This window comes from Patescibacteria group bacterium, assembly GCA_028710985.1.
Lineage (GTDB): Bacteria > Patescibacteriota > Patescibacteriia > JAHJFT01 > JAHJFT01 > JAQTTB01.
This window is the reverse complement of the sequence record JAQTTB010000001.1, coordinates 374922-400320: the sequence shown is the minus strand read 5'-3', so window position 1 is coordinate 400320 and position 25399 is coordinate 374922. Positions and strand designations below refer to the sequence as shown.

25 protein-coding genes, 1 tRNA gene and 1 rRNA gene are annotated in these 25399 nt (G+C 51.3%); 20 read left to right on the top strand and 7 right to left on the bottom strand.

Features of this window, described 5'->3' with window-relative positions; all coding sequences use genetic code 11:
• Window positions 1-48: 48 nt before the first annotated feature.
• Together PHW53_01920 and PHW53_01915 are read left to right on the top strand one after the other, a co-directional pair.
• Window positions 49-1077: a hypothetical protein gene (locus PHW53_01920; protein ID MDD4995202.1), complete on the top strand. Its 1029-nt coding sequence runs from the start codon at window positions 49-51 to the stop codon at window positions 1075-1077.
• Window positions 1078-1079: 2 nt separating this feature from the next.
• Window positions 1080-2792, top strand: a complete 1713-nt coding sequence (locus PHW53_01915; protein MDD4995201.1) for a GspE/PulE family protein — start codon at window positions 1080-1082, stop codon at window positions 2790-2792.
• Here the strand turns inward: PHW53_01915 and tsaE are convergent.
• Window positions 2782-3222: a tRNA (adenosine(37)-N6)-threonylcarbamoyltransferase complex ATPase subunit type 1 TsaE gene (tsaE, locus tag PHW53_01910; protein ID MDD4995200.1), complete on the bottom strand. Its 441-nt coding sequence runs from the start codon at window positions 3220-3222 to the stop codon at window positions 2782-2784. The genes PHW53_01915 and tsaE overlap by 11 nt on opposite strands.
• Window positions 3219-4265 carry a tRNA (adenosine(37)-N6)-threonylcarbamoyltransferase complex transferase subunit TsaD gene (tsaD, locus tag PHW53_01905; GenBank protein MDD4995199.1) on the bottom strand — a complete coding sequence of 349 codons (1047 nt, stop codon included), beginning with the start codon at window positions 4263-4265 and terminating at the stop codon, window positions 3219-3221. Before tsaD ends, tsaE begins: the two co-directional genes overlap by 4 nt.
• A gap of 231 nt (window positions 4266-4496) precedes the next feature.
• On the opposite strand from tsaD, the gene PHW53_01900 reads away from it, so the two are divergent.
• From PHW53_01900 to PHW53_01865, 8 genes are all read left to right on the top strand, one after another.
• A tRNA-Glu gene (locus PHW53_01900) sits at window positions 4497-4571 on the top strand.
• 351 nt (window positions 4572-4922) lie between these two features.
• Window positions 4923-5414: a hypothetical protein gene (locus PHW53_01895; protein ID MDD4995198.1), complete on the top strand. Its 492-nt coding sequence runs from the start codon at window positions 4923-4925 to the stop codon at window positions 5412-5414.
• Window positions 5415-5548: 134 nt separating this feature from the next.
• Entirely contained in the window at window positions 5549-6316 is a 768-nt protein-coding gene (locus PHW53_01890; protein ID MDD4995197.1) for a hypothetical protein, read from the top strand.
• 156 nt (window positions 6317-6472) lie between these two features.
• Window positions 6473-6880, top strand: a complete 408-nt coding sequence (locus PHW53_01885) for an Hsp20/alpha crystallin family protein (GenBank protein MDD4995196.1) — start codon at window positions 6473-6475, stop codon at window positions 6878-6880.
• Window positions 6873-7109 carry a DUF3006 domain-containing protein gene (locus PHW53_01880; protein ID MDD4995195.1) on the top strand — a complete coding sequence of 79 codons (237 nt, stop codon included), beginning with the start codon at window positions 6873-6875 and terminating at the stop codon, window positions 7107-7109. Before PHW53_01885 ends, PHW53_01880 begins: the two co-directional genes overlap by 8 nt.
• On the top strand, window positions 7093-9033 hold the full coding sequence (locus tag PHW53_01875; GenBank protein MDD4995194.1) for a VanW family protein: 1941 nt from the start codon (window positions 7093-7095) through the stop codon (window positions 9031-9033). The genes PHW53_01880 and PHW53_01875 overlap by 17 nt, the downstream gene beginning before the upstream one ends.
• Before the next feature lie 19 nt (window positions 9034-9052).
• Window positions 9053-9745: a hypothetical protein gene (locus PHW53_01870; protein ID MDD4995193.1), complete on the top strand. Its 693-nt coding sequence runs from the start codon at window positions 9053-9055 to the stop codon at window positions 9743-9745.
• Between the two features lie 29 nt (window positions 9746-9774).
• Entirely contained in the window at window positions 9775-10131 is a 357-nt protein-coding gene (locus PHW53_01865; GenBank protein ID MDD4995192.1) for a hypothetical protein, read from the top strand.
• Window positions 10132-10597: 466 nt separating this feature from the next.
• On the opposite strand, the gene PHW53_01860 is transcribed toward PHW53_01865, so the two are convergent.
• Genes PHW53_01860 through PHW53_01845 form a run of 4 tightly spaced genes read right to left on the bottom strand, consistent with a single transcriptional unit; the run spans window position 10598 to window position 13582 of the window.
• On the bottom strand, window positions 10598-10897 hold the full coding sequence (locus PHW53_01860; GenBank protein ID MDD4995191.1) for a hypothetical protein: 300 nt from the start codon (window positions 10895-10897) through the stop codon (window positions 10598-10600).
• 45 nt (window positions 10898-10942) lie between these two features.
• Window positions 10943-11959: a hypothetical protein gene (locus tag PHW53_01855; protein ID MDD4995190.1), complete on the bottom strand. Its 1017-nt coding sequence runs from the start codon at window positions 11957-11959 to the stop codon at window positions 10943-10945.
• Window positions 11960-11968: 9 nt separating this feature from the next.
• Window positions 11969-12577 carry an ATP-dependent Clp endopeptidase proteolytic subunit ClpP gene (gene clpP / locus PHW53_01850; GenBank protein ID MDD4995189.1) on the bottom strand — a complete coding sequence of 203 codons (609 nt, stop codon included), beginning with the start codon at window positions 12575-12577 and terminating at the stop codon, window positions 11969-11971.
• Between the two features lie 42 nt (window positions 12578-12619).
• Window positions 12620-13582, bottom strand: a complete 963-nt coding sequence (locus PHW53_01845) for a DHH family phosphoesterase (protein ID MDD4995188.1) — start codon at window positions 13580-13582, stop codon at window positions 12620-12622.
• Window positions 13583-13663: 81 nt separating this feature from the next.
• Here PHW53_01845 and PHW53_01840 point away from each other — a divergent pair, with 81 nt between their 5' ends.
• The 5 genes from PHW53_01840 (at window position 13664) to PHW53_01820 (ending at window position 18478) form a co-directional block, all read left to right on the top strand.
• A complete protein-coding gene (locus PHW53_01840; GenBank protein ID MDD4995187.1) occupies window positions 13664-15907 on the top strand; it encodes an AAA family ATPase in 2244 nt (747 codons plus the stop codon).
• Between the two features lie 76 nt (window positions 15908-15983).
• A complete protein-coding gene (rpsP, locus tag PHW53_01835) occupies window positions 15984-16493 on the top strand; it encodes a 30S ribosomal protein S16 (GenBank protein MDD4995186.1) in 510 nt (169 codons plus the stop codon).
• A gap of 141 nt (window positions 16494-16634) precedes the next feature.
• Window positions 16635-16958, top strand: a complete 324-nt coding sequence (locus PHW53_01830; protein MDD4995185.1) for a KH domain-containing protein — start codon at window positions 16635-16637, stop codon at window positions 16956-16958.
• 72 nt (window positions 16959-17030) lie between these two features.
• Window positions 17031-17684, top strand: a complete 654-nt coding sequence (gene trmD, locus PHW53_01825) for a tRNA (guanosine(37)-N1)-methyltransferase TrmD (protein MDD4995184.1) — start codon at window positions 17031-17033, stop codon at window positions 17682-17684.
• 443 nt (window positions 17685-18127) lie between these two features.
• Entirely contained in the window at window positions 18128-18478 is a 351-nt protein-coding gene (locus PHW53_01820; GenBank protein MDD4995183.1) for a hypothetical protein, read from the top strand.
• A gap of 424 nt (window positions 18479-18902) precedes the next feature.
• Here PHW53_01820 and PHW53_01815 read toward each other — a convergent pair whose 3' ends face one another.
• The gene (locus tag PHW53_01815; protein ID MDD4995182.1) at window positions 18903-19148 is read right to left on the bottom strand and encodes a hypothetical protein; all 246 of its coding nucleotides are present in this window, start codon (window positions 19146-19148) and stop codon (window positions 18903-18905) included.
• 721 nt (window positions 19149-19869) lie between these two features.
• On the opposite strand from PHW53_01815, the gene PHW53_01810 reads away from it, so the two are divergent.
• The 5 genes from PHW53_01810 (at window position 19870) to PHW53_01790 (ending at window position 25248) form a co-directional block, all read left to right on the top strand.
• Window positions 19870-21837 carry a MopE-related protein gene (locus tag PHW53_01810; GenBank protein MDD4995181.1) on the top strand — a complete coding sequence of 656 codons (1968 nt, stop codon included), beginning with the start codon at window positions 19870-19872 and terminating at the stop codon, window positions 21835-21837.
• Window positions 21838-21950: 113 nt separating this feature from the next.
• A complete protein-coding gene (locus tag PHW53_01805; protein ID MDD4995180.1) occupies window positions 21951-22187 on the top strand; it encodes a hypothetical protein in 237 nt (78 codons plus the stop codon).
• 84 nt (window positions 22188-22271) lie between these two features.
• Window positions 22272-22712 carry a hypothetical protein gene (locus PHW53_01800; GenBank protein MDD4995179.1) on the top strand — a complete coding sequence of 147 codons (441 nt, stop codon included), beginning with the start codon at window positions 22272-22274 and terminating at the stop codon, window positions 22710-22712.
• Window positions 22713-22969: 257 nt separating this feature from the next.
• Entirely contained in the window at window positions 22970-23449 is a 480-nt protein-coding gene (locus tag PHW53_01795; GenBank protein MDD4995178.1) for a hypothetical protein, read from the top strand.
• A gap of 301 nt (window positions 23450-23750) precedes the next feature.
• A 16S ribosomal RNA gene (locus PHW53_01790) occupies window positions 23751-25248 on the top strand.
• Window positions 25249-25399 lie beyond the last annotated feature (151 nt).

The following is a 25399-nucleotide window of genomic DNA, read 5'->3' as shown; positions in this document are numbered from 1 at the left end:
TGCCTTCGTCCCGACTGCGGTCGGGGCTTCGGCAAGACAGGGAGGAATATGCATCAACCAATATACCGTGAAGTGCTTCGTGAAGCCTGGTTCTTCGCCTGGCGCAATAAAGTACTCTGGGTCTTCGGATTTTTTGCCGGACTCATGATGAGCGGCGGAATCTACGACCTGGGTGTTAAAATGTTCGGCCGCGTTACCAATCTCGGTTCGGCGTGGCAGGCGGTTAGCCAGGGCATGCCATTTGAATCCGCTCTTGGATTGCCGGATAAATTGAGCGGCATAAAGCAATTATTCACTCTGGAAAACGTTTGGCTGATTACCGCGGTCCTCGTGGCTCTTGCCATCGGACTCGGGCTCATCTGGCTTTCAGTCGCTTCACAGGGCGCGCTCATTACGGCGGCCGCCGGAAAGGCAAAAAATAAGTTAATGCCGGCCGGCGACGCGTTCACGCTGGGGATGCATAAATTCTGGCCGCTTCTCGGCATCAATGTGTCACTCAAGGTTGCGATCGCGCTTCTCGTGATGTTCACCACATTTCCCCTGTTCCTGCTGCTCTCCGCGAATATCGCCCTGAATGCCGCGCTTTATCTTGTATCATTTCTGATATTTATACCGGCGGCGGTAATCGTTTATTTTATCGCCATGCTCGCTTCATGCTATGTGATGCTCCGCAACAAGGGTTACGGCTCGGCCCTGTACCATGCCTGGGAACTTTTCAAACGCCACTGGCTCATCTGCATGGAACTTGGATTTTTGCTTTTCGTTATCTCTTTTCTCATTGGACTTGCGATCGTGCTTATCTTCCTCGTGATCTCACTCCCCATTATGCTGCTCGTTCTCGCGGCTGTAGCACTCGCCTCAAACGCAGCATTCCTCGTGATACTCATCCTCTCGGTGCTGATTTTTGCGGGAGTCATGATTTTCGGAAGTGCGTTTACGGTCACCTTCCAGTACACGGCGTGGGTCATGCTTTTTGAGCGGCTCGCGTCGCGTGGCGGACTTTCGCGACTTGCCCGCTGGGTCCACGGACTCGCGAATTTGCACGAACATAAAAAAATCAGTAAACGAAAAAAATAATTATGGCCAATCAGGGCCCACAATCAATCGAAGACCTCATTCCTTCAAGGCAAAAGAAGGGGGCGACTTCGGCGACCGGAGAAAAACTCAAGGAAAAGATGGGCGAGGTCCGCGAGGCGGAATTGGAGCGCCTTGCCGAGAGCAAGGCCCAGTCTTTGGGCGTTCCGTATATCAACCTCAAGGGCTTTGCCATAAGCCCGGAGGCGCTGGCGCTCATTCCCCGCGAGCAGGCGGAGAAGCTCAAGATTTTATGTTTTCTCTACACCGGACCCGAGCTCCGGCTCGCCGCGCTTGAACCGGCAGACGAAAAAATCAAAGAGGTTCTCTTCCAGCTTGAAGAACGCCTGCACACGGACGGAAAAATTTATCTGGTCACCGAGCAGAGCCTGAACCGGTCGATGAAGCTTTACGATGTATTGCCCGAACCGCGGAAAATCATCAAAGGCGTGGAAATTTCGGCGGATGACCTCTTAAAATTCCAGGAGACGGTGGCTGATTTTAAATCTCTTCAGGCGCAAATCAACAAAGTCTCCACCACCGAAATACTCGCCCTCGCCATCGCGGCCGCGCTCCGGCTCGGCGCCTCCGACATCCATGTTGAAGCCGAAGAACATGCCATAAAACTGCGTCTCAGAATCGACGGCGTGCTCCAGGATGCGGCCGACATTGACCAGAAAAAATGGAAACAAATTATTTCACGCATCAAACTCGTGGCCGGGCTCAAGATTAACGTAACCGACAAGCCGCAAGACGGGAGATTTACCATTTTCATGAAAGACGAAGAGGTTGACGTGCGCGTCTCCGCGATTCCCACGAATTACGGCGAGTCGGTGGTCATGAGAATACTCTCCAAAAAAGCCATTGCCCTTGAGTTTGACGCGCTCGGCATCCGCGGACGGGCGCTTGAGATTCTTTCGGCCCAGATCACGCGGCCGAACGGCATGATCCTCACCACCGGCCCGACCGGATCCGGCAAAACCACCACGCTTTACGCGATTTTGAAAAAAATAAAAAATCCGGAACTCAAAATCATCACTCTTGAGGATCCGATTGAGTACCGGCTTGAGGGAATCAGCCAGAGCCAGATTGATCCGTCCCATGATTACACATTTGCCAAGGGCCTGCGGTCAATTCTGCGCCAGGACCCGGATATCATCATGGTCGGCGAAATCCGGGATCTGGAAACCGCGGATATCGCCATCAACGCGGCACTCACCGGGCACCTGGTGATTTCCACCATCCACACGAATAACGCGGCAGGCGCGATTCCCCGGTTCCTTGCCATGGGCGCCAAGGGGTTTTTGCTCGCGCCGGCCTTAAACGCGGTCATCGGCCAGCGCCTTTGCCGGAAAATTTGTTCAAAATGCAAAGCGGAAATCAAACTCGACGCAGCAACGCAAACGCGCATCCTGGAAGTCATCTCTAAGATTCCGGAGAAAAGCGGCGTCAAGGTTGATATGAAAAATTTAAAATTCTGGAAAGGTGCGGGCTGCGACGCATGCAACGGACTCGGCTACAAGGGGCGGGTCGGCATTTATGAAATTTTCACCATGAATAAGGATATAGAAAAAGCCATCCTCGCCGAAGAGGTGGCTGAATACAAGATGGAGGAACTCGCCGCCGCGCAGGGCATGATTACCATGGTGCAGGACGGCGTCCTCAAAGCCCTGGACGGCATGACTTCGGTTGACGAAGTGTTTCGGGTTACGGAATAACAACAATCCGCTGGTTTGGATTTGCGCCCAGAGAAAATTTAATCCATTTGGTTCTGCCGCGAGGCAGAATTTTTTTAACTTTGTCCGCCCACTCAATCACCGTGACTGTGTCCGGACTCTCAAAAAATTCATCGAGCCCAACGAAAATAAGCTCCTCGCCTTTCTCTATCCGATACGCATCAACGTGGATTAAATTTTGGATTTTGGATTTTGGATTTTGGATTTTTGTCTGGTATGGCTTGAGCAAAACAAAAGTCGGGCTGGTCACGGTTTCTTTAACGCCGAGCGCCCGCGCCAGGCCTTTCACGAATGTGGTTTTTCCGGAGCCCAGATCGCCGGCCAATGCCAAAACATCGCCGGCTCTTAATTTTTTGGCGATATTGCCCGCGAAAGCGTGCATCTCTTGTTCGGAATTAATTATTTTTTTCATAGAGACAGATTGGGATCTACCTCAATCTTCCGCCAATCAATAAAATCTTTCTTAATCGCATGGAGATATCCGGCGGCCGCGATCATGGCCGCGTTGTCGCCGGTATATTTGATTTCCGGAAGTACGAGACCGACGTTAGGCAAAAATTTTGTCACTCCCATCTCGAGCTCGCGCCGGAGCCACGCATTTGCCGAAACGCCGCCGCCGAGCATAATAATCTTGACGCCGGACGCTTGCGCGGCTTTGATGGTTTTTCCGACCAGGGTATCAACAACCGCCTCCTGAAACGAGGCGCAGACATCGGCCATATATTTTTGATTCTTGGTTTTAGATTTATTTTTCATGACTTGGTAAAGCACCGCGGTCTTGAGTCCGGAAAATGAAAAATTGAAATCCGGACGGTCAAGCATGGGCCGCGGAAAGTCAAATGCATCCGTTCTTCCGGATTCAGCCCACCGCGCGACCGCCGGTCCGCCGGGATAGCCGATGTCTAAAATCTTCGCGACCTTGTCAAAGGCTTCGCCGGCCGCGTCGTCCAGTGTCTGGCCGATTTTTTTATACTCCCCAAGGCGGGGCATAAGAAAAAGCTCGGTATGCCCGCCGGATACCACGAGCGCAATCGCCGGAAATCTAATATTTTGGAATTTGTTATTTGGATTTTGGATTTTGCGAATTGGCGCCAGCCAATTCGCCATGATGTGGCCCTCAATGTGGTTGATCCCGACAAGTGGTTTTTTCCAGAGCCAGGCGAGCGTTTTGGCGGTTTCCACGCCCACGCGGAGCGAAGTAACGAGTCCCGGACCGTGAGTGACGGCAATGGCGTCAATTCCCTTCCCATCGCGGCTTCCGAGAGACATCAATAGCTCGGGCATTTTTTCCACGTGCGCCCGCGCCGCTACCTCGGGCACCACGCCGCCGTATTTCTCATGAATCGGGATCTGCGAATAAACCAGGTTTTTAATAACCTTAAAATCCCGGCCGTCGGTCTCCACGACCGCGAGCGCGGTTTCGTCGCAAGAAGTTTCAATGCCCAGAATTTTCATGAGATTATTCTATCATTATAGCCTAAAATAAAAAAGCCCGGTTCATGAATCTTGACTTTTATTCAATTTCCTGATAATATGGCCATAAATTTACGGCCCGTTCGTCTAATGGCTAGCCTGCCTGCCGGTAGGCAGGGACACCACGCTTTTGCGCCTCCGCCAGAGGCGGACAGGCGAGGCGCATCCGCCTTTGGCGGACAATGTGGTAACATATTTAAAAACATATTTCATGGCCCGTTCGTCTAATGGCTAGGACACCACGCTTTCAATGTGGTAATAGGGGTTCGATTCCCCTACGGGCTACCAAGAAACCTCAGACGCGGATAAATGTCTGAGATTTTTTGTATGTTTAATAATATTAAATTTAGGGAATCGAACGGGCGCGAGAGGTCCCGATATACATCGAGATAAACTCCGCGCCCCGGTACCCCGACTTTCGCGAAGCGAAACGTCGGGGCGATTCCCCTACGGGCTACCAGCCCTTCGGGCAATTTTAAATTTTAAGTTTTACCTGCCTGCCGGCAGGCAGGAATTTTAATTCAATTTTAAATTTAAATTTGAGCAATTACGGAATTCCCCACGAGAACCGGGGGATTTTTTGTTTATTGACATTCTAGCAATATTCAGTAAAATGCAGATACTTAAAAGGAGGAAAACATGTCGGCTGAGAATAAGGAACCCGAAGGTCAGCCCTCGGAACAGGACCTTGCATTTGAACTTACACTCATTGATTCGCGGCTCAAGGAAATCCCGATTATCCTCAAAGAGCCGGGCATTCCCGAGAACAAGCTCGAGGAGCTGCGCCGGGAGAAGTCGCGGCTCGAGGCGCAGCAAAACGAAATCAATGAAGCCCGTGTCCGGGCGCGGGAAAAAGAGGCACAGGAGTGGATACATCCTGACTCCGATCCCCGCTCTCACGAGCCGGATGCGCCGTGGGTGTGCGAAAGTTGTAAGTGCGAATTTGCTTACAGGGACCGAAAGACAATCCCCGTGGCCGATGCCGAGGCGCATGTTTGCCCAACATGCGGGTCCGAAGATATCTTCCCCAACCATCCGGCGGCGCAGGCATGGTATGAAGCGGAAAGGCGAGAGAGGGAGGAGGAAGTTTGCTCTCTGCGCCCCCAATACGTGGAAGAGGATGATATATAGTTTAATGACTTATGACCCGAGCAAGTCTTAAAACTGCTCTTTTTTTATTATAAAGGCTTTTTCCTTGACTTTTTAGCATAAATAGGATAGGATTTTTTAATACAAAATGTCCTTTTAAACGAAAGGGGTACGCAATGAACCCATACATCGGCATTACTGATTTTACAAAATTCGAGCAAGTTCAAAGCATGTCCAGGATATTCGCCGCTCATCTGCCAATTGGATCAACGCGCAAGTTGCATGTCGGCGTTATGATGAGCTACAAGACGCTTCACGGCATTCCGAGCAAGTGGCAGAATACTTTTCCGCCGAAGGAAACAGTCGCCGACATCTTCTCTTCGGATGAAGCATACAACTGCCTGCACTACGTGGACTATGGCAACAACTCCGGCCTCTGGAAAAGCCTTGCCGACGCCATCTCTTGCGGTGGTGCCGGCCTGCACGCTCTGCAACTCGACATGACTTGGCCCGATCCGAATCAGATCATAGATGGTGTCCATGCCTCACGCAAGCACATCGAAGTCGTCCTCCAGATTGGAAAAAATGCTTTGAAGGAAGTCAATAATAATCCGCAAGCTGTTATCAAGAAACTTGGCGACTACAAAGGTGCGATACACCGCGTTCTACTCGACAAGAGTATGGGAAAGGGTCTCGGCATGAATGCCGTTGATCTAATACCATTCGCTCGAGCGATCAGGGAACGCTTTCCGATGTTTGGCATCGGGGCTGCGGGCGGACTTGGGCCGGAAACCATTCATTTGGTCGAACCGCTCATCAAAGTATTTCCCGATTTGAGCATTGACGCACAGGCACGACTTCGTCCAAGCGGTAACGCTTTGGATCCAATCGACTGGCATATGGCCGAGGCATACCTCATCAAAGCTCTTCAGCTCTTCACTTAAATCGTGCACACGCGGCTCCTACTTATTATGAGTAGGAGTTTTTTTGCTTTTCACGCGCTACCAAGAAACCTCAGAGCAACAAAAACGTTCTGAGGTTTTTTTGTCAATATCATCTCTTTACAGCCCGGTAAATTACCTCTATAATTAAATAAAATTATGCCAACGCCGATTATCCAACAATTCGGAACGCCGAACGAACAGGAAACATACTTTACCCCGACCGAGGAGGGCCAGCTTGCGGTTGATGTTTTTGAGCAGGGCGACAATATCATCATCCGCTCAACCATCGCCGGGGTTAAGCCCGAGGATCTGGACATTTCCGTTGAAAACGACATGATTACCATCCGCGGCCGCCGCCACGAAGAAGACATGGCCCGCGGACGGAATTATTTTTTTCAGGAATGCTACTGGGGAAGTTTTTCCCGCACCATCATCCTGCCGGTGCATATCAAGGGAGATGAAGCCGAAGCGATTTTAAAAAACGGCGTTCTGACCATTGTCATACCCAGGGCGCACAAAACCGCGCGCGTGGCGGTGCAGGGGCTTGATGAGGTATATGAATAAAGAGCTTTTCAGAAAAGGCGTGATTGACCGGTTTGAAGGCGACAAGGCCGTCATCCGGCTCGATGACGGACAGAATATTATCTGGCCGGTTTCCGACCTGCCGGAGGGCTTAGCCGAAGGCGCGGCCGTGCGGCTCGTGCTCTACACGAGCGAAACCGACGAAGCCGAGCGCGAGAAACTCGCCAAAACAATTCTCAATGAAATTTTAAAAGATGGGGAAAACGAATAAGAAAAACAAACCGGAAATAAAGCGCAATAAATCCTTGCTGCCCCCGGCTTTAGCAAGGATTTTTTCGCATTGGGCCGTGCTCGGCGCGCTGGCCGCGGTTTTGATTTGCGGAATTATCTACGGCACGTCCTGGGCATACGCCAAAAATTATGAAAATAAAATTTTTCCGGGCGTAAAAATCGGATCAGTTGATATCGGCGGTTTAACCCGCGATCAGGCGTCCGAAAAACTGTCGCAGGCGATCCAAGATTTTCTGGACAATGGCTTCACTCTCAAGCACGCGGACAAACAGGTCGCGCTTATGACAAACGAGATTAATGAGCAGAATCCGGAAGCAAGCCGCGAACTGGTAAATTATAATATTGACAGCATGATTTCCGCGGCCTGGAATCTGGGCCGTGAAGCATCCTGGCTCAGTAGAATAAGCAGCCAGGCACGCGCCCGAACGCTTGGCGTTGAGCTTGCGGCAGAATTCGGCATTGAAGAAAATTCGGTTGTCGCATTTATGAAAAACATCTTCAAGGAATACGATTCCCCGGCCGCGAACGCGCGCATTATGATCACCATGGCTGATAATTCCACGAATCCGATTCTCACGGTTGAACCCGAACATTCGGGCCAGACCCTTGATTATGCAGCCGCGCTTTCGGAAATTGAAAAACAGCTCTTGCTTATTGAGTCCGCGCCGATTGAACTTGAATCCGTGGCCGATGAGCCGGAGATTAGTGCCGCGGAAGCCGAAGAGATGCTCCCTGCGATAAGCCAGGCCATGGCGCTCGCGCCGGTCAAAATAAAATACTCGACTGATTTTGAAAATTTCAGCTGGAACATCGCGTCCGAGGATTTTGCCGCGTGGCTCACTCTCAAAAAAGCGGCTGACGGAAATATCCTGATCGGCTTTTTGGAAGAAGGGGTTAAAACAACCCTCGCCGAGGCCGCGAATTTGATTGAGGTTGAACCGCAGAATGCAAAATTTAAAATGGAAAACAACCGCGTTATTGAATTTGCCGGCAGTAACGACGGAATCACCATCGATTGGCCGGCGACAATCGCAAATTTTGAGCAATTACTGCTCACCGACAAACAAAAGGACGCCGCAATCATTGTAAAAATTACCGAACCGGAAATTAAAATCGCGGACTTAAATGATTTGGGCATCAAAGAGCTCATCGGCGTCGGCCGTTCCAATTTCAAGGGCTCGCCGGTCAACCGGCGCCACAATATCCGCGTGGGCAGCGAAAAACTGAACGGACTCTTGGTACCGGCGGATGAGGAATTCTCAACCATCACGAATCTCGCCCCGGTCAACGCGGAAAACGGCTATTTGCCTGAACTTGTAATTAAAGAAAATAAAACCCTACCCGAATACGGCGGCGGCCTTTGTCAGATCGGCACGACCATGTTCCGCGTCGCAATTTCGGCCGGCCTGCCAATTACCGAACGCAATCCACATTCATACCGCGTGGTTTATTACGAACCCGCGGGAAAAGACGCGGCAGTCTATGAAATGCATCCGGACTTGAGATTTTTAAACGATACGGAAAATTATATTTTAATCCAGACGCGCATTGAGGGCGATGAATTGGTTTTTGAATTTTGGGGCACACCCGACAACCGCGAGATTTATCAGTCCGATTCGCGCATCACTAATATCACTTCTCCTCCGGCACTTAAAGAGGTGGAAACTTTAGATCTCGCGCCGGGCGAAAAAAAGTGCACCGAAAGCGCCCATGCCGGAGCCGATGCGGAATTTGATTACAAAGTAACCTATCCGGACGGCAAAGTGAAAGAAACCACGTTTACCTCCCATTACCGCCCCTGGGGCGCGGTGTGCCTTATCGGCGTGGCCGAGCTCTCCACCCCGCCGGTTGATGAAGCGAGCACGCCGGGCGACAATCCGGCCGAACCAGTCATTCCGGAATGAGTAACTAATTTGTTATTTTATGAAAAAGCCGTTAATGATTATAATGCCATTTGTTTTGCTCATAGTGATTTTAGGCATATTGGCGTCATTGAAATACCCGAATAACCAAACCTGCCCGTGGCCCCATAATAAAAACACAACTGAGGAAAACATCGCCTTGATGCGAGCCAACCTTGAAAGAATATCCGGGAGTAACCCAGATTTAGTTGAAAATGGGCATATCTTTCTTAAGGACGATATGCCAGTTGAACGATTCGTGTCAATGACCAAGGATTATGAATTCATTATTCCTGATCGGGAACATGACTACAGACATAAAGAAAGCATCCGGGTTTATTCCGAGCCTCCCGATGACCCTTTAGGTGCCGGCATCGCTGCGGTAAGTCTGGAACCGGAACATTTTGAAATCAATAGTTTTTACGAATGGGCGGAGAATAGTGAATACATGAGGAATACTTCTTTGTCAAGTATTAAAGTTAGGAGTTTTCATGTTCGGGCAACCCTAAAAAATTTTAATAAGCTTTGGAAAGAAAATGACGATGTCATTCGTGGCATTGGTGTTGGCTGTACAGATGTTAATTACTTAGTTAATCCAACCGATCCAGTTATAATGTCTGTGATGTCTTCGTTTGATAGAAAAGTATTTTCGGTAAAATTATTGCTTTCACTGATTATTACACTCGGAGGGGAGATAAAAGAATTTTTTGAATAAAAAATTATAATTAATTAATAATTTATATTATGAAATCACCTGAACGAATGGGGGGATTCCCCGGCTTTCCGGGGGCAAAAGAGACAGAAAAAAAGGAACGGAATTTGAGAGTGTCCATTTCTAAGGACACGACATTCGCCGATCTTTTTAACGCTATCGACGCCGTCGAAAAAAAAGAAGGGATGGGCGAACTACATTTCGAGGAAGAGCTATGGGATAACTTCAGTGCGCAGATCATGGATGATGTTCTTGCTTTTCGAGACGCGAAGGCGAGCGAAGCGGCGACGACCAAAATTCTTGATTTCTTCAAGGAACAAGGTTACTCGCCGAGCGATGTATCCGCGTTTCTTCCAATCGAATTTAAACAAGAACCAAAGAATAAATAGTAAAAAAAAGACACCCCCGCCCGCTATCGGCTACGCCTCAGGCGTGGCGGGCGGGCTCTGTCCCCCTCCTTTACAAAGGAGGGGGAACATCAATTGGCTGAAATACAAAATAAAAAACACCCGCAAAAGTAATCCGCGCTCAAGAAGATCTTATTAAGGCGAGTTCGAGCTTGCGCCAGAAGCTGCCTTGGAAAGATCCCCATGCTTGTCGTGAGAGCGGATTACCCAAATGGGCGTTTTTTTGTATAAAACAAGAGGAAAAAGCATTTTCCCTCCTTCATTAACTCTATATAATAACAGAGTCTGTAACTCTTGTCAAGGGGCTGACAAATTCATTTTTCCACCCCTCTTCCGGACTCTCCTTTATACACCCGGGCCAAAGGCGTGTCAAGCTAAGGATAACGGCAAGAAAAAACAGGCGACCATCAAAAGTATCACCTGTTTTTTAAATTTAATCGATAACCGGCTATTCCTTAGCCAGCAATTCATTGATTATTTTCTTGACGCTCTTGCTATCCGGCGCCGCACCGATTTCTCTAAGATATTCATCAAGCCGATCCGGATCTTCTTGGTTCAATTCATTGAAAACTTCCTTAGTCAGACCGGCCTTTTGCAGCAAGGTGATTCCAAATTTTTCAATTATATAGTCGTACTTGTTGTCATTCAGATGCTGCTGTAAAGCCTTTTCCAACTCCGGACTAAGGCTGACATCTTCGGCGTCTTCTTCTTTTTCTTCGGGAGGCTCGCGCCAGGTTTCTTTTTCCATATTATTTTTTAATAATCGTGCTATGTTTAGCGATGCCTGGCATAATTATCCCGTCACTTCATCAATCAAGTCAGCATCTTCTTCGAAATCCATTATCCCCAAGGCTAAATAGCTTTCTAGGGTTTGATTCAATTTCGACCATACATAACGGTGGAGGGTACCGTGGATGGTTCCCGATCGCTCTTTTGCTTCATCGATCATTTTTTTAATACGCACTCTTGCACCTTCGTGCATGCTAGCCCAAAGTTCAGCATCGGCTGTTTTTAAATCAATCGGATGCTCGGACAAGATGTTCATGGCACTATAAAAAGCCTCTTCGATTTTTGATTTCTTAACTCGACCAATGAAACAATTTCGCAATTCATAAAGCAAAAGATCGTGTTTGAGCTCCTCTACTTTTTGCATCTTGGCATCATCTCCGCTTATCTTCGCCAATTCAGTGGCGTAAGGGCGGACAATATATCCTTTCATTTCGACACTTTTTTCGCTCGCGAATTCCTTGATCAGAATTTCGAATAATTGATCATTGAAATCCTTAATTTTTCCTTCATAGTCTTTTCCCAGATCTGGCTGACCAGATTTCTCAAGATAAGCTTTGATTATTTCATATATTTCAAGAATGTTATTATTCTTTACCTCTTTATCCAGCCTGCTTACCAGACTATCAAAATGTGCGCGGTTAATCTTTCCTTCCTCATCCCACATCTCTAGCAGCTGCGCAACCTCCCGCGCCCTTTTGAACATATTATGCTGCATTGCGAACTGCATTGTTTCCTTTATCGCGGACAAAAGATCTTTTGGTTCATCCCCGTTTTCCCACGCAACTAAACCGCTGAGCGCTCGCTCCGTTTCATCCTCATTCCAGGTTGTACGGTCTTTACTATCCGCAAACGCCTCGAGCTGCCCTCCCAATTTTCGAAAATTTCTCCGACCGAGATCTCCATAGCCCTTCGCCTCATTTGTCGCAGTTTGCCATTTGGTGATTAATTCAAGTGCGCGGGCATCGTCGGATGAAGCCTCTTTTTCAACAACTGGTAATTCTCCGCGCGATTCACTTTCCATAAATATATATTATTTCTTAATCACCTTATCCGCGATGCCATATTTTACCGACTCTTCCGGGGTCATAAAATAATCGCGGTCCGTGTCTTTTTCAACTTTGGCTATAGGCTGGCCGGTGTGCTCGGCAAGGATTTCATTCAGGCGGTCTTTGATGCGCAGAATCCGTTCGGCGCGGATTTTGATGTCCGCGGCCTGGCCTTCCATGCCGCCCATGACCTGATGGATCATAATCTCCGAGTTCGGCAATACGAAGCGCTTGCCCTTGGCGCCGGCGGCCATCAAGACCGCGGCCATTGAAGCGGCCATGCCGACGCAGATGGTGGAAACATCGGGTTTTACAAGCTGCATGGTGTCGTAGACCGCAAGCCCGGCGGTCACCGAACCGCCCGGAGAATTAATATAGAGCTTGATGTCTTTTTTCGGATCCTGTGATTCCAAAAACAGAAGCTGGGCGATAATAATGTTCGCGACATTGTCGTCAACCGGCATGCCTAAAAAGATAATCCGGTCTTTGAGGAGGCGCGAATAAATATCATAGGCGCGCTCGCCATAGGTTGTTTTTTCGATGACGGTCGGTATCAGAATCTGGGATTCGGGTTCACGGTTATTTTTTGTCATACTAAATTTATTAATATTTTATATATAGAATGTAGCATTTTTTTATACGACTGTCCATTGCCCATTAATTTTATCAAGCCGGCCGCGGACCGAAAAACCGGCGGCTTTTTTGTGACCGCCGCCGCCCATGGCTTTGGCAAGGAGCGAAACATCGGCATCGGTGGAGCGCATGCTGCCTTTGACATATCCGTCCTCGGTTTCGCGGAGAACCATGACGAGTTTGACATTCAAAAGCGCGTTCAAAAAATTCGCCACGCCTTCAACCGCTTCGGCTTCGGCCTCAATGCCGGCAAGGTCTTCGCGCTTGATGACCGCAATCGCCATGTTGAACCGCTTGTTTTCTTCAAGCCGCGCGAGCGCCCGTCCCCAGAGGCGGAGCGCATCAATTGATTTGTTCTTAAGCAGATATTTTGAAATATCGTTTGCACGCGCGCCCAAACCCACAAGATCCGAAGCCGCGCTCATTGAACTTACCGTGGTGGCGGGATTGGTGAAATTCGTGGTATCGGTCAGAATGCCGGAAAGCAGGGCGGTCGCCATGTACTTATCAACGCGCACGCCGTTATGCACAAAAAAATTATAAATCACTTCGGCGGTTGACGAAGCGCCGGCATCAACCAGATTGAGCTCGCCGTAATGCTGATTGGTCGGGTGGTGATCAATGTTTATAACCGTAATCTCCGGCGAGAGGCGCGCGAAAATTTCCTGCACGCCGGCGTACATGGCGTCTCCGGAATCCAGGACCACAATGAGATCAACGCCGGGCTGGAAAAAAATTTCCTCATCCGCGGTAATATTTCCGAAACGCGGCAAAAAATCATAATGTCCGGGGGCAGGATCGCGGCAAAACACGGGCGCCGGCCGGCCCGATTCCTCCAGCCAGTGCGCGAGCGCGAGCGCCGAACCGATGGCATCGCCGTCCGGTTTTTTGTGAATCACAAAAAGCGGGCTTTTGGCCCCCATAATGCGGCTAAAAATGCGCTGGCTTGTGATTTCTTGCGTCATATGGCTGAATATTCAATCCGGCATTATAACGCTGGATATTTTCCTTGTCAATAGAGCGGATTTTCGCTATAATCTATCAATATGTTTTTAGAGAGACTGGAGCTCCAAGGCTTTAAAACCTTTGCGCTCAAAACCACCCTGGAATTCCTAGCGCCCGCCGGCGACAAAAAGGGCACCACCGCGATTGTCGGGCCGAACGGCTCGGGCAAATCCAACATCGCGGACGCGGTGCGCTGGGCAATGGGCGAGCAGAGCCTCAAGCTTCTTCGCGGCAAGAAAAGCGAAGACGTGATTTTTTCGGGCACGCCGAAGCGCAGCCGCGCCGGCTTTGCCGAGGTTTCGCTGTATCTCAATAACGAAGACCGCGCCGCGGATATTGATTATTCCGAACTCGTGATCACGCGGCGGCTCTACCGCGACGGCGTGACCGAATACTACCTCAACAACAACAAGGCGCGTCTCCAGGACATCCAGCTCTTGCTCGCGCAGGCAAACTTCGGCCAGCGGAGCTACGCGGTCATCGGCCAGGGCATGGTTGATCATATCCTGGTCGCTACCCCGCAGGAGCGCAAAGAATTTTTTGATGAAGCGGCCGGGGTCAAACAATATCAAATAAAAAGACAGTCGTCGGTTAATAAACTTGAAGCAAGCCGCGAAAATCTGAACCAGGCATTGCTTGTGATGCAGGAAATCGAGCCGCGGCTCCGCTCGCTCACCCGGCTCGCGAAAAGGCTGGAACGGCGCGAAGAAACCGAGGCCGAGCTCGGCGAACTCCAGAAAAAATATTACGGCACATTATGGAAAGATATTTCCGAAAAAATCGTAATCCAGGAACGGAATTACAAAGTGATTGACGAGGAACTCATTGACGCCAAAAGCCGGCTTGAGACCCTGCAGTCCGAATTTTCCAAAATGGAGCGCGAAGAGCCGCGGGGCGACGTGTTCTCCGGCCTGCAGAACGACTACCAGCAGCTCATGAACGAGAAATCCGCTCTGCGCGAAAAGCAGTTTGATCTGCAGAGAAAAATCGAACTCGCGAGCCTCAAGGAAAAAAAGGCGCCGCCCGTGCCCGTGGCCATGATCCTGTCCGAACTTGAAGAGATTGACGCCCTGGGCGAAGAGGCGATGCGCGCGATTGAAGCAGGCGGAGATGCGCCGGAAAAAATCCGGACCCTGGCAAAAAAAATCAAAGACCTGCTCGCCAAACTAAAACAGCCTGACCAGGCGATGGCGCTCGACCCGGGCATGGAAAAAGATCTAAAAGAGATTGCCAAGGGACTCATTGCGATTGACAACAAAATTTCCGCGGTCCAGCAAAAAATTACCAATTTCAATAAAGACGAAGAGGCAAAACGCGGCCGATTTTTTTCCATTCAGCGCGAACTGCAGGAAAAAGGCGTACGCGTGCACGATCTGGAGTCGCGGCTGAACGACGTGAAGATAGAACAAGCCCGCTTTGAGACAAAACGAGAATCGCTTGAACAGGAAATGCGGCAGGATCTGGCCGAGCGCGCCGAAGAAATGAAATCTTACGTGCCGACCGAATCGGTTTCACCCGAAGCGATCTATCCGGAGATGGCGCGGCTCAAACATCAGCTTGACCTCATCGGCGCGATTGATCCCGAGACACTCGCCGAATACAACGAGACGCAGGAACGATTTACATATCTCGAAGGCCAAACCAAGGATCTCTCCGGAGCGATTGATTCGCTCGAGCAAATCATCGGCGAGCTTGACCAAAAAATAAAAGCCCAGAGCGAAAGCGCGTTCCGCAACCTGAACCGCGAATTTGAAAAATATTTTAAACTCCTATTCGGCGGCGGCGAAGCGCGACTTATCCAGGTGAATGAAGAAATAACCGACGAGGAGCCGGAAGAGGCCGAGGCCCCGACTTCCGCGGAGCGGAACGTCGGGGAAGAGGCGCCCGAAGAAATGCCGTTTGAGGAAAAGCCCGCGGCCAAGAAAAAAATCATCACCGGCGTGGAGATTCAGGCCACTCCCCCGGGCAAGCGCCTGAAATCCATCAACGCGCTCTCCGGCGGCGAGCGCGCGCTTACTTCGATTGCCCTGATTTGCGCGATAATGACCAACAATCCGTCGCCGTTTATCGTCTTAGACGAGGTTGACGCCGCGCTGGATGAGTCCAACTCAATAAAATTCTCAAAAATCATTGATGAGCTTTCAAAGAAGACCCAGTTCATCGTGATCTCGCATAACCGCGCGACCATGGACGTGGCGCGCGTTCTTTACGGCGTCACCATGGGCGATGACGGGGTTTCAAAAATGCTTTCCGTGAAGCTCGAGGAAGCCGCGGCCAAGGCTTGACGAAAAACCGGGTTTTATCTATAATAGCCCTGCTGCATAAGTGCTCAAAATAATCAATAAATTTTCATCTTAAATTATGCTTCATATCCGACTTGCGCGAGTTGGCAAGGTAAAACAGCCGACCTACCGCCTGGTTATTTCGGAAAAAAGCCGCGATCCCTGGGGCCGGGTTCTTGAAAATCTGGGAAACTATAATCCCCGCGCCAAAGAAAAAGTCATTAATTTCAATATTGAACGCATCAAATATTACATTGAGCGGGGCGCCCAGACTTCAAACACGGTGCACAATTTGCTCGTGAGCCAGGGAATTATTTCCGGCAAAAAACGCAAGAGCGTTAAAGTATCGGACCGGCGCCGCGCCCGAATTGCCGAAGCCAAAACCAAGGCTGAAGCCGATAAAGCCAAGGCTGAAGCCGCCGCCGCCGCGGCAGTCCCGACAGCGGTCGGGACTCCGGAACCCGAACCGCCCGCTCCGGCAGAGACCCCGGCACCAGTACCGGAAACTCCGACTCCGGCTGCAGAAACGCCCGCTCCGGCAGAAACTCCGGCCCCGGCAGAAGCACCCGCCGAGGAGCCAAAGGCGTAACATTACAAACCAAAACCGGCCAATTGACACAGCGGCCGGTTTTTGATATATTTTTTATAACGGGGCTTGATTCCGCTCAAAATAGCGGAAAAACCGGTCGAAAGTCTCGAACCTTAAAATGCTTACACATAAATTAATGATATGGCGAAATACGACGATCAAGAATTTGTTGAAACAATTGTAAGATGCATCGTCAATAACCCCAAGGATGTTAAGACCGAGCGCACGGTCGACGAGCGCGGCGTCTTAATCACCCTTTTCCTGAATCCGGCCGACATGGGCTATGTTATTGGCAAGCAGGGCCAGACCGCCCGCTCAATCCGCACGCTCCTCAAGATCGTTGGCGCGAAAAACAACGCTCGCGTTAACCTCAAGATCAACGAGCCGGAAGGCGGCCGCGGACCCAGACCAAGGCCAGAAAACGCCGACATCGACACTTCGGCTGTTGACGACCTCAGCATATAATTTCAAACATTTCCCCTTAGTATTGGGGCAAAAACGTGGTATCATGTAGATACCGCGTTTTTTGTTAAAAATATGAAGAAAAAAACAATACAATTTGATTTTATATCGATTTTTCCCGAAGTGTTTGAGCCTTATTTCGAGGTTGGTGTTTTGGGCAAGGCGGTTAAGAATAAATTGATTACAATCAAGGTGCACAATCTTAGAAAATGGACCAGTGACAGGCACCGGTCGGTTGACGATCAGCCTTACGGCGGCGGCGCCGGCATGGTAATGATGGTTGAACCGTTTGACCGGGCGGTTAAAGCAGTAAAAAAACGCGGTAAAAAAACCCGCGTAATATTGCTCTCTCCCCGGGGTAATATTTTTTCGCAAAAAGATGTGCCGCGGCTCATAAATTATGATCAGCTGATATTTTTGTGCGGGCGTTATTCATCGGTCGATGAACGGGTCAGCGAACTCGTGGCGGATGAAGAGCTTAGCGTCGGCGAATATATTATTACCGGCGGAGAGCTGGCTGCCATGATTATTGCCGATGCGGTCGGCCGGCACATTCCCGGGACAATCGGATGCGAGATATCGCTTGAAGGAGAAACCTATTCCAAGAAAGGATATAAAGAGTTTCCCCAATATACCCGGCCGGAAAATTATAAGGGCAAAAAAGTGCCCAAAATCCTGCTTTCCGGCGATCACGCAAAAATCAAGAAATGGCGGGAAAAATCAGCGTGATTTTAATTTTAAATTTTAAGTTTTAAATTTTAATTCAATTTTAAATGAAAAATTTTGAATGCTTTAATGGCGAAGCGACCCGACATTAAGTAATTTATCATTTAAAATTGGGATTTGAGTTAAAATTTAAAATTTACAACTTAAAATTGCCGCCGGCTCGGCCGGCGGCCACTCTTGACAAAATCGCAAAAATATGATATTATACCCCGTTAACAATCAAATATCGGGGAGAGAGAAATATCATAAATAATCGCAAAATATAGCCGGATTTGGCTATATGGGCGAAGTTAGACTGGAAATACTCTTCCCAAGCTGACTTCGCCTTTTTGTTTGAGGCGGGTCTCCCCCTTTGGCCGATGGCAATAAAAAATACTCTCTCCCAGAGTCGTTCTTTACAAGCCATTTGCCAAAGAGGGAGGCATTGCCTCTAGGAAAGGAAGAGCATGCGCGCTTTCTATAGAATTCTCACCATCGCCGCCCTCGTCACCCCACCATGGAACATCATCTGCTGGACCATCGGCGCGTTCTGCATGGGACGCGAGACGACCGACATCCTCGACCGGATATTCCTCGTGTTCCTCGCCCCGGCCGTATTGCCGGTCATGGCCTACAACCGGATTGTAAAACAGTCCCGCCGGCCCAAGCTTCCCAGGCCGAAGAAGTTCGACCCCGAGACCGGCCTTTTCCCCGGCGGTCGGCCATTGCCCAACCCGGGCGAGAGCTACGACGAGCGGCACGTCCAGTGGGCATACAACCGGATTCGCTACGACCGTCTCCGCCGCGGAGACGACTAGTTCTTTCACACCAACTTGCGCGACATAATGATTCATCCCCTGAATCAGTCGCGCACTCACACGAGTCCGCCATCATTGGGATGGTGGGTTCATGAAGAGTACATTCGACAACAAAATCTAACCACAGAAAGGTAGGTATGCCGTGTGCGAGAATCACACTGAAACGCACGGGCATATTTGCCCGGTTTGTGGAGACGAAGACTGCGTGCGCATGCACGAGCCAACACGACGCGAGGGCCAAGGCCAGCCAAAGCCCCGGAGCAAATGTCCGGACTGCAATAATCTGCGAGCGCTAAAATATTTCAATCAAACCGGCGCGCTCGTCTGTCGGCAATGCGCCGGCCTGGAGTCCCACAGGAAAATTGATATTTGCTGCGTCTGCAACGAAAGGAGCGAAATTAATTTTCAACGCATGGACGGCGGCCTAGTCTGCGGCAAGTGTTACCATACGGCCCTTGAAGAATGCGTTCGCTGTCACAGTGTAAGGCCGGTTTTGCAGCGCACGAGCGATGGCCCCATTTGCGCAAGCTGCTACAATAAAACCTACCAACGCCCGGAAGAAGAATGCATTTGTTGCCATAGGGTAAGGCCCGTGGTTCAGCGCACGGACGAGGGTCCAATCTGTGACTGTTGCTATAAATGCCCGGAAGAAGAATGCATTTGTTGCCATAGGGTAAGGCCCGTGGTTCAGCGCACGGACGAGGGTCCAATCTGTGATGCCTGCTACAGAAAGACTCACCTACGCCCTAAAGAAAAGTGCATACTCTGCCATCGGGTAAGAACAGTTAGGAAGCGCTTAGATGACGGCCCTGTCTGTGATAGATGCTACCGAGCGCCTGAAGAAGAATGCGTTCGTTGCCATAAAGAGCAGCCTGTTCATAAACGTACTGATGACGGCCCCATATGCGCAAGTTGCTATTATAAGGCCTACCAACCACCTGAGGAAGAATGCATTTGCTGCCACAAGGTAAGGCCGGTGAATCAGCGGACTGACCAAGGACCTGTCTGCGTAAACTGCTACAAGCGGCCTGAGGAAGAATGCATTTGCTGCCACAAGGTAAGGCCGGTTAATCAGCGGACTGACCAAGGACCTGTCTGCGTAAACTGCTACAAGCGGTCTGAGGAAGAATGCATTTGCTGCCACAAGGTAAGGCCGGTGAAAATACGGAATGACCAAGGACCTGTCTGCGGCACCTGCTACGCGCGTGAACGCCGTGCTAAGAAAAAGGCAGCACAGAATAAATAGATTGCTCTTTCACACCAACTTGCGCGACATAATGATTCATCCCCTGAATCAGTCGCGCACTCACATGAGTCCGCCATCATTGGGATGGTGGGTTCATGAAGAGTACATTGAAACAGCAAGATAGCAACATAGGAGAAAGAAGATCATGAAGAAGACGCTTTGGACGATCGCGACGATCTGGATGCTCACTGGCTGCACCAACGAGCCAATGGGCTGGCCCCCGGAGATCTGCGACGGCGTGGACAACGACGGCAACGGACTCGTGGACGAGATCTGCGATGCCGGAACCGATTCCGACGCACCCGCCCCCGAGATCTGCGGCAACGGCTGGGACGACGACATCGACGGGTTCGTGGACGAGGAGGACTGCATCGGCGGTACGGACGCGGCAACTGATTCTGACACGGCCGCGGACACGACGACCGACACAGGGACCGACGATGCGGCCACCGAGCCGGATACGACCTGCGACACGGCGACTGACACGGCAACCGATACGACCACGGACACGGTTCCGGACACAACTCCGGACACGGCCGTGGACACCGCGACCGATGATTCCCCGCATGGCGGGGAAATCCCCGGCCCGCCTGCCCCAATCGGCACGATCTATGCCGAGTTCCGCGACTGGGTTTCAAACCCCGGCGACGCGGTGGAGTCGCGAATCTACGGAGACATGCTCTCCGGAACGTTCGCCACACTCCCCGGCCGGCCGAGCGCGCTCTGCGCCTTCGGCAGCTGGAACAGCTGGTCAACCACGACCGGTCGGATCTGCAAGACGTGGTCGGAAACGGCCACACCGGGCAGCCTCTGGTACACCCGGGGCGGCGACACGGGCTGGTTCTTCCAGCTCGGTTCGGCGACGTACGAGCTCGATCTTTCCAAGTTCGACTTCGTGAGCACGGAGCCCTGCTACCGTGCGGCCGCCTCGGATGGCGGCACGACCCGGCTCGCACTGCGCTGCCCGGCCCTCCCGGAGATGGATGTCTGCACCGACGGTGCGGATAACGATCACGACGGAGTGACGGACGACGACGACCCGGACTGCGATACGTTCTGGGAGCCGCCGGCCACGCCGGACCAGATAAGCCGGCTCTCCGGGGTCGCAATCGGGTCATGCGTCAACTTCTCCGGCACGTTCTACTTGGACTCGCGCGACGGCTACGGGCTGGTGCGGCCCTTGAATCCGGGCGAGTACATCGACCGGGTCACGGCCTACCATGACGCCACAACGGGCTGCCTGGACAGCGCGTGCTTCTCGCTCGACTACCCGGGCGACGGCGAGCCCATGGGCTTCACGCTCTGCGGGTTCACGCAGGTGAAACCCGCGGTCATCACCTCCTGGGGAGCAATCCTCAAGATGGATGTGACACAGCTCGTGCTCGCCGGCGATCTCTGCCGCACCGCGTCAAACACCGCGCTTACGGCGTGGGGACTCGGCTCCTGCGGAGGTGCAACGCCTCCAATATCCGGAACCGAAATCTGCGACGGCAGCGACAACGATTCCGACGGGCTCACGGACGAGACGTTCACCTGCGTCCGCTACTCAACCCGCACCTGCACGAGTTCGTGCTCAACGACCGGCACCCAGACCTGCGATACTTCGTGCAGCTGGGGGACCTGCGTTCCGCCGGGCGAGTCCTGCAACTCGGCAGATGATGACTGCGACGGTACCGTGGACGAGGGCTGTTCAAGCTCAACGACCTCGGGCACGTACAGCATCACCGGCCGGACCATGTCGGGCTACCGCGAGATTGAGATCCGCGGCACGCTCGAGGCTCATCACGCGGCCGCGTTCAGCGACAACCCCTTTGCCCTGGAAGGGACAGAGGAAATCGGCGCGCTCTGCGTGACCTACGGGTCCGAAGACTGGGACGACCAGGTCTGGGATCCGGACACCTACCACACCGACCCCGCGTTCCCAGTGTGCACGAGCTATGCGAACGACAGCTCGTCATACTTCATCCGGATTCCGGACTGGAATGACGAGTTCCTGGTCTTCGCCATTGGCACACGCGGCACACCGCGGCATCGCGCGTGGATCAACCTCTATGACTCCGGCTGGACATTCACCGGCGTCACGAGAACCTCCACGGGCATCCTGTCGTTCTGACAATCCGCTCTTTCCTACCCACCTAACTGGCATGACATTCTTACGTCATGCCTCCACATGAGACGCTGATGCAAATCGGCGGCTGATGCGGACATAATAACAAGGAGGATTTCATGGAGCTCGTAATCTACGTTGCCATCCTGATCTTTTCGGTCTGGTACACGATCGGCGCCATGGTCATCATCGGCCTGGAGCTCAAGGTCGGCGGCATCCGGCTGCGCGATCTCCCGAACCGGCCGAAGAAGGACAACCTGTTCTTCAAGAGCCTGGGCGCGGCCATGCTGTTCACCCTGCTCTGGCCGATTTCCATCGGCATCGCCCTGGCGAGCCGGCCAAGGCCCGAAGCCTGACCGAACCCGGCGCCCTTGTGCAATTTGGCAATTCGTGCTAGGATTGCTTGATTGCGCTCCAATGCAAGTATCGAGGAGGACAACATGGATATCGAAGTCAGAAGATGCCCACACCGTCTCAGCAATCGGCGGAAGCAGATAGACCATCTCTTCGCTGAGTGGAAGCGGAGAAACTATCTCTTCACTGAAGAGAAGAGCAACGCCGGGCGGAAAAAGTTACACGCGATTCGAAACCGCTACTTCCGCGCCGACCGTCAGTCCGCGCGCGTGGAACTCAAGATGACTGGCCGCGTGGCCCTGGAACAGATGAGCGACGAGGGGGATGAGGATTTCTACGAGTGGTGCGAGAGCATGGAGCCCCACGAGGACAAGGACAAGATCGAAGAGTGCCTGGCATACGAAGAGTACCTGCGTTCTGCTGGCCGTGACACGTCCATTCTGGAGGACACATACAGGGACTGGCAAAAAGAGATGCACATCAAAGACATGTCCGAAGACATGCTCGTCGATGTCTCCGATATCTAGGACATTCCCCGCCACCTCAACCCCAAGCTCCTTCCCACTGGCATGATCGCTTGATCGTGCCTCCACATGAGACGCGAATTAATAATTATCGGTATTGGATGAACAAGTAATTCCGATGGTACAGATGATTCACGGCTCATGCGGAAAAACAGCCAAATGCGGCTGTTTTATTTTTCCATTGACAATAATAAAATATTATATTATACTATTCGGCATCTTGGTTCTTTTCGGGGGGAAACATTTCGCAAGGAGGAGTGATGAGCGAAGAATTCACAGGCGAAATAAACACCGAGGGTTTCAAGCAAGAGGCGATCAAGTGGCGGACGCGCCATCCGACGAACGGGTTCGAGTTCAAGCGCTTTCTCTTTCACCTCGGCATCGACCGCAACCGCTATGAAATGACCTGGTGGAATATTCTGGGACTCACCAATATTCTGCTAATGAATATCCGGGTTCTCGAGAAAACGGGAGACTGGGGACGCCTCGTTGCGCTCGGCGATCGCTGGCAGTTCGGATCGATCGTGGATCAGTGGGCCGAACGCGCCATCGCTTCAGCGATTGACGGCGGACTGCCATCGCAGGCGGCGAAGCTCGTCACGAGCCACCGCGTCAGTCCAACTGCCTACGCCAGCGCCCTCTCAGCCTACGAGATTGACTGCGCGAAACGCAAGTCGCCCTCGGAACTCAGGGTGTTCTGCACTCGGCTCATCTCGGGACTCGGAGCGCGCTTCATCTGACCTTCCGCCCTCCCCCTGTCCTCCGCCCCGCGGAGGACTTTTTTTGCATGGCTCGCATATATGCGACCCATACCATTTTTTGGCTAAAATACGCCTTGGACTTGACCATTTTAAGCTCTTGACATACAATTGCGCTTGGTATATCATATTGGAGCAATTAAAAAAAGCTAAGTTTAGCTCTTTTCCAATTTAGAAAGTGATAGGATTCCTCGAATCTGCCTGACGGCAGATTCACATCACAACAAAATATCATCACTTTGAGCCCAACGAGAATTTCCCCGTAAGCTCAAAGTAACAACATTATCATGAGAGTTTGATCCTAGCTCAGGATGAACGTTGGCGGCGTGTCTAAGGCATGCAAGTCGAACGATTCTTGTTTAGCAATAAGTGAGAATAGTGGCAAACGGGTGCGTAACACGTCGGTAATCTGCCTCGAAGACGGGTATAACTCCGCGAAAGCGGGACTAATCCCCGATGGTAATGGGGGGACATAAGTCATTCCCATTTAAAGATTTATCGCTTCGAGAGGAACCGGCGGCCTATCAGCTAGTTGGTGAGGTAACGGCCCACCAAGGCTATAACGGGTAGCGGGTGTGAGAGCACGACCCGCCTCACTGGGACTGAGACACTGCCCAGACTCCTACGGGAGGCTGCAGTCAAGAATATTCCCCAATGCCCGAAAGGGTGAGGGAGCGACGCCGCGTGATTGAAGAAGCCCTTCGGGGTGTAAAGATCTTTTGCAGGGGACGAATTTGTGACGGTACCCTGCGAATAAGAGGTTGCTAACTCTGTGCCAGCAGCAGCGGTAATACAGAGACCTCAAACGTTATCCGGATTTATTGGGCGTAAAGCGTCCGCAGGTGGCTTGAAAAGTCGCCGGTCAAATCCCGATGCTCAACATCGGAACTGCCGGCGAAACTTTTAAGCTAGAGGACGGGAAAGGTAAGCGGAATTGCCGGTGTAGCGGTAAAATGCGTTAATATCGGCAAGAACACCAAATGCGAAGGCAGCTTACTGGAACGTTCCTGACACTCATTGGACGAAAGCGTGGGTAGCGAAAGGGATTAGATACCCCTGTAGTCCACGCCCTAAACTTTGGACACTAGGTATTGGAAGTATCGACCCTTCCAGTGCCGACGAATCAAGCTAACGCGTTAAGTGTCCCGCCTGGGGAGTACGGCCGCAAGGCTAAAACTCAAAGGAATAGACGGGGACCCGCACAAGCGGTGGAGCATGTGGTTTAATTCGATGGTAAGCGAGGAACCTTACCAGGGCTTGAAATGGCGCTGCACGCTCCGAGAAATCGGAGAAGCCTTCGAGGGTGCGTCATAGGTGCTGCATGGTTGCCGTCAGCTCGTGCCGTGAGGTGTACCGTTAAGTCGGGTAACGAGCGCAACCCCCATTCTGTGTTATATTTTCACAGAAGACCGCCTCGGTTAACGAGGAGGAAGGTGGGGATGACGTCAAATCAGCATGGCTCTTACGTCCTGGGCGACACACGTGCTACAATGGCCAGTACAACGGGTTGCCAAACCGCAAGGTGGAGCTAATCCCTTAAAACTGGTCTCAGTTCGGATCGAGGGCTGCAACTCGCCCTCGTGAAGTCGGAATCGCTAGTAAACGCGCATCAGCCACGGCGCGTTGAATACGTTCTCGGGTCTTGTACTCACCGCCCGTCACGTCAAGAGAGTCGGTAATACCCGAAGTTCGATGTAGGTCGTTCGAAGGTAGGACCGATGATAGGGACGAAGTCGTAACAAGGCATCCGTAGCGGAAGCTGTGGATGGATCACCTCCTTTCTAGGGAGTAAATATCCCAAAGAAGGAAATCCTATCACTTTCTAAGTTGAGAAGGCTTTAAATTATGTATCCACAGGGACAAAGTCTCTTGCGATCCTTACAGAAAATTAATATACTGTAGCTACATAATTTATAGTCTTTTTTATATTGA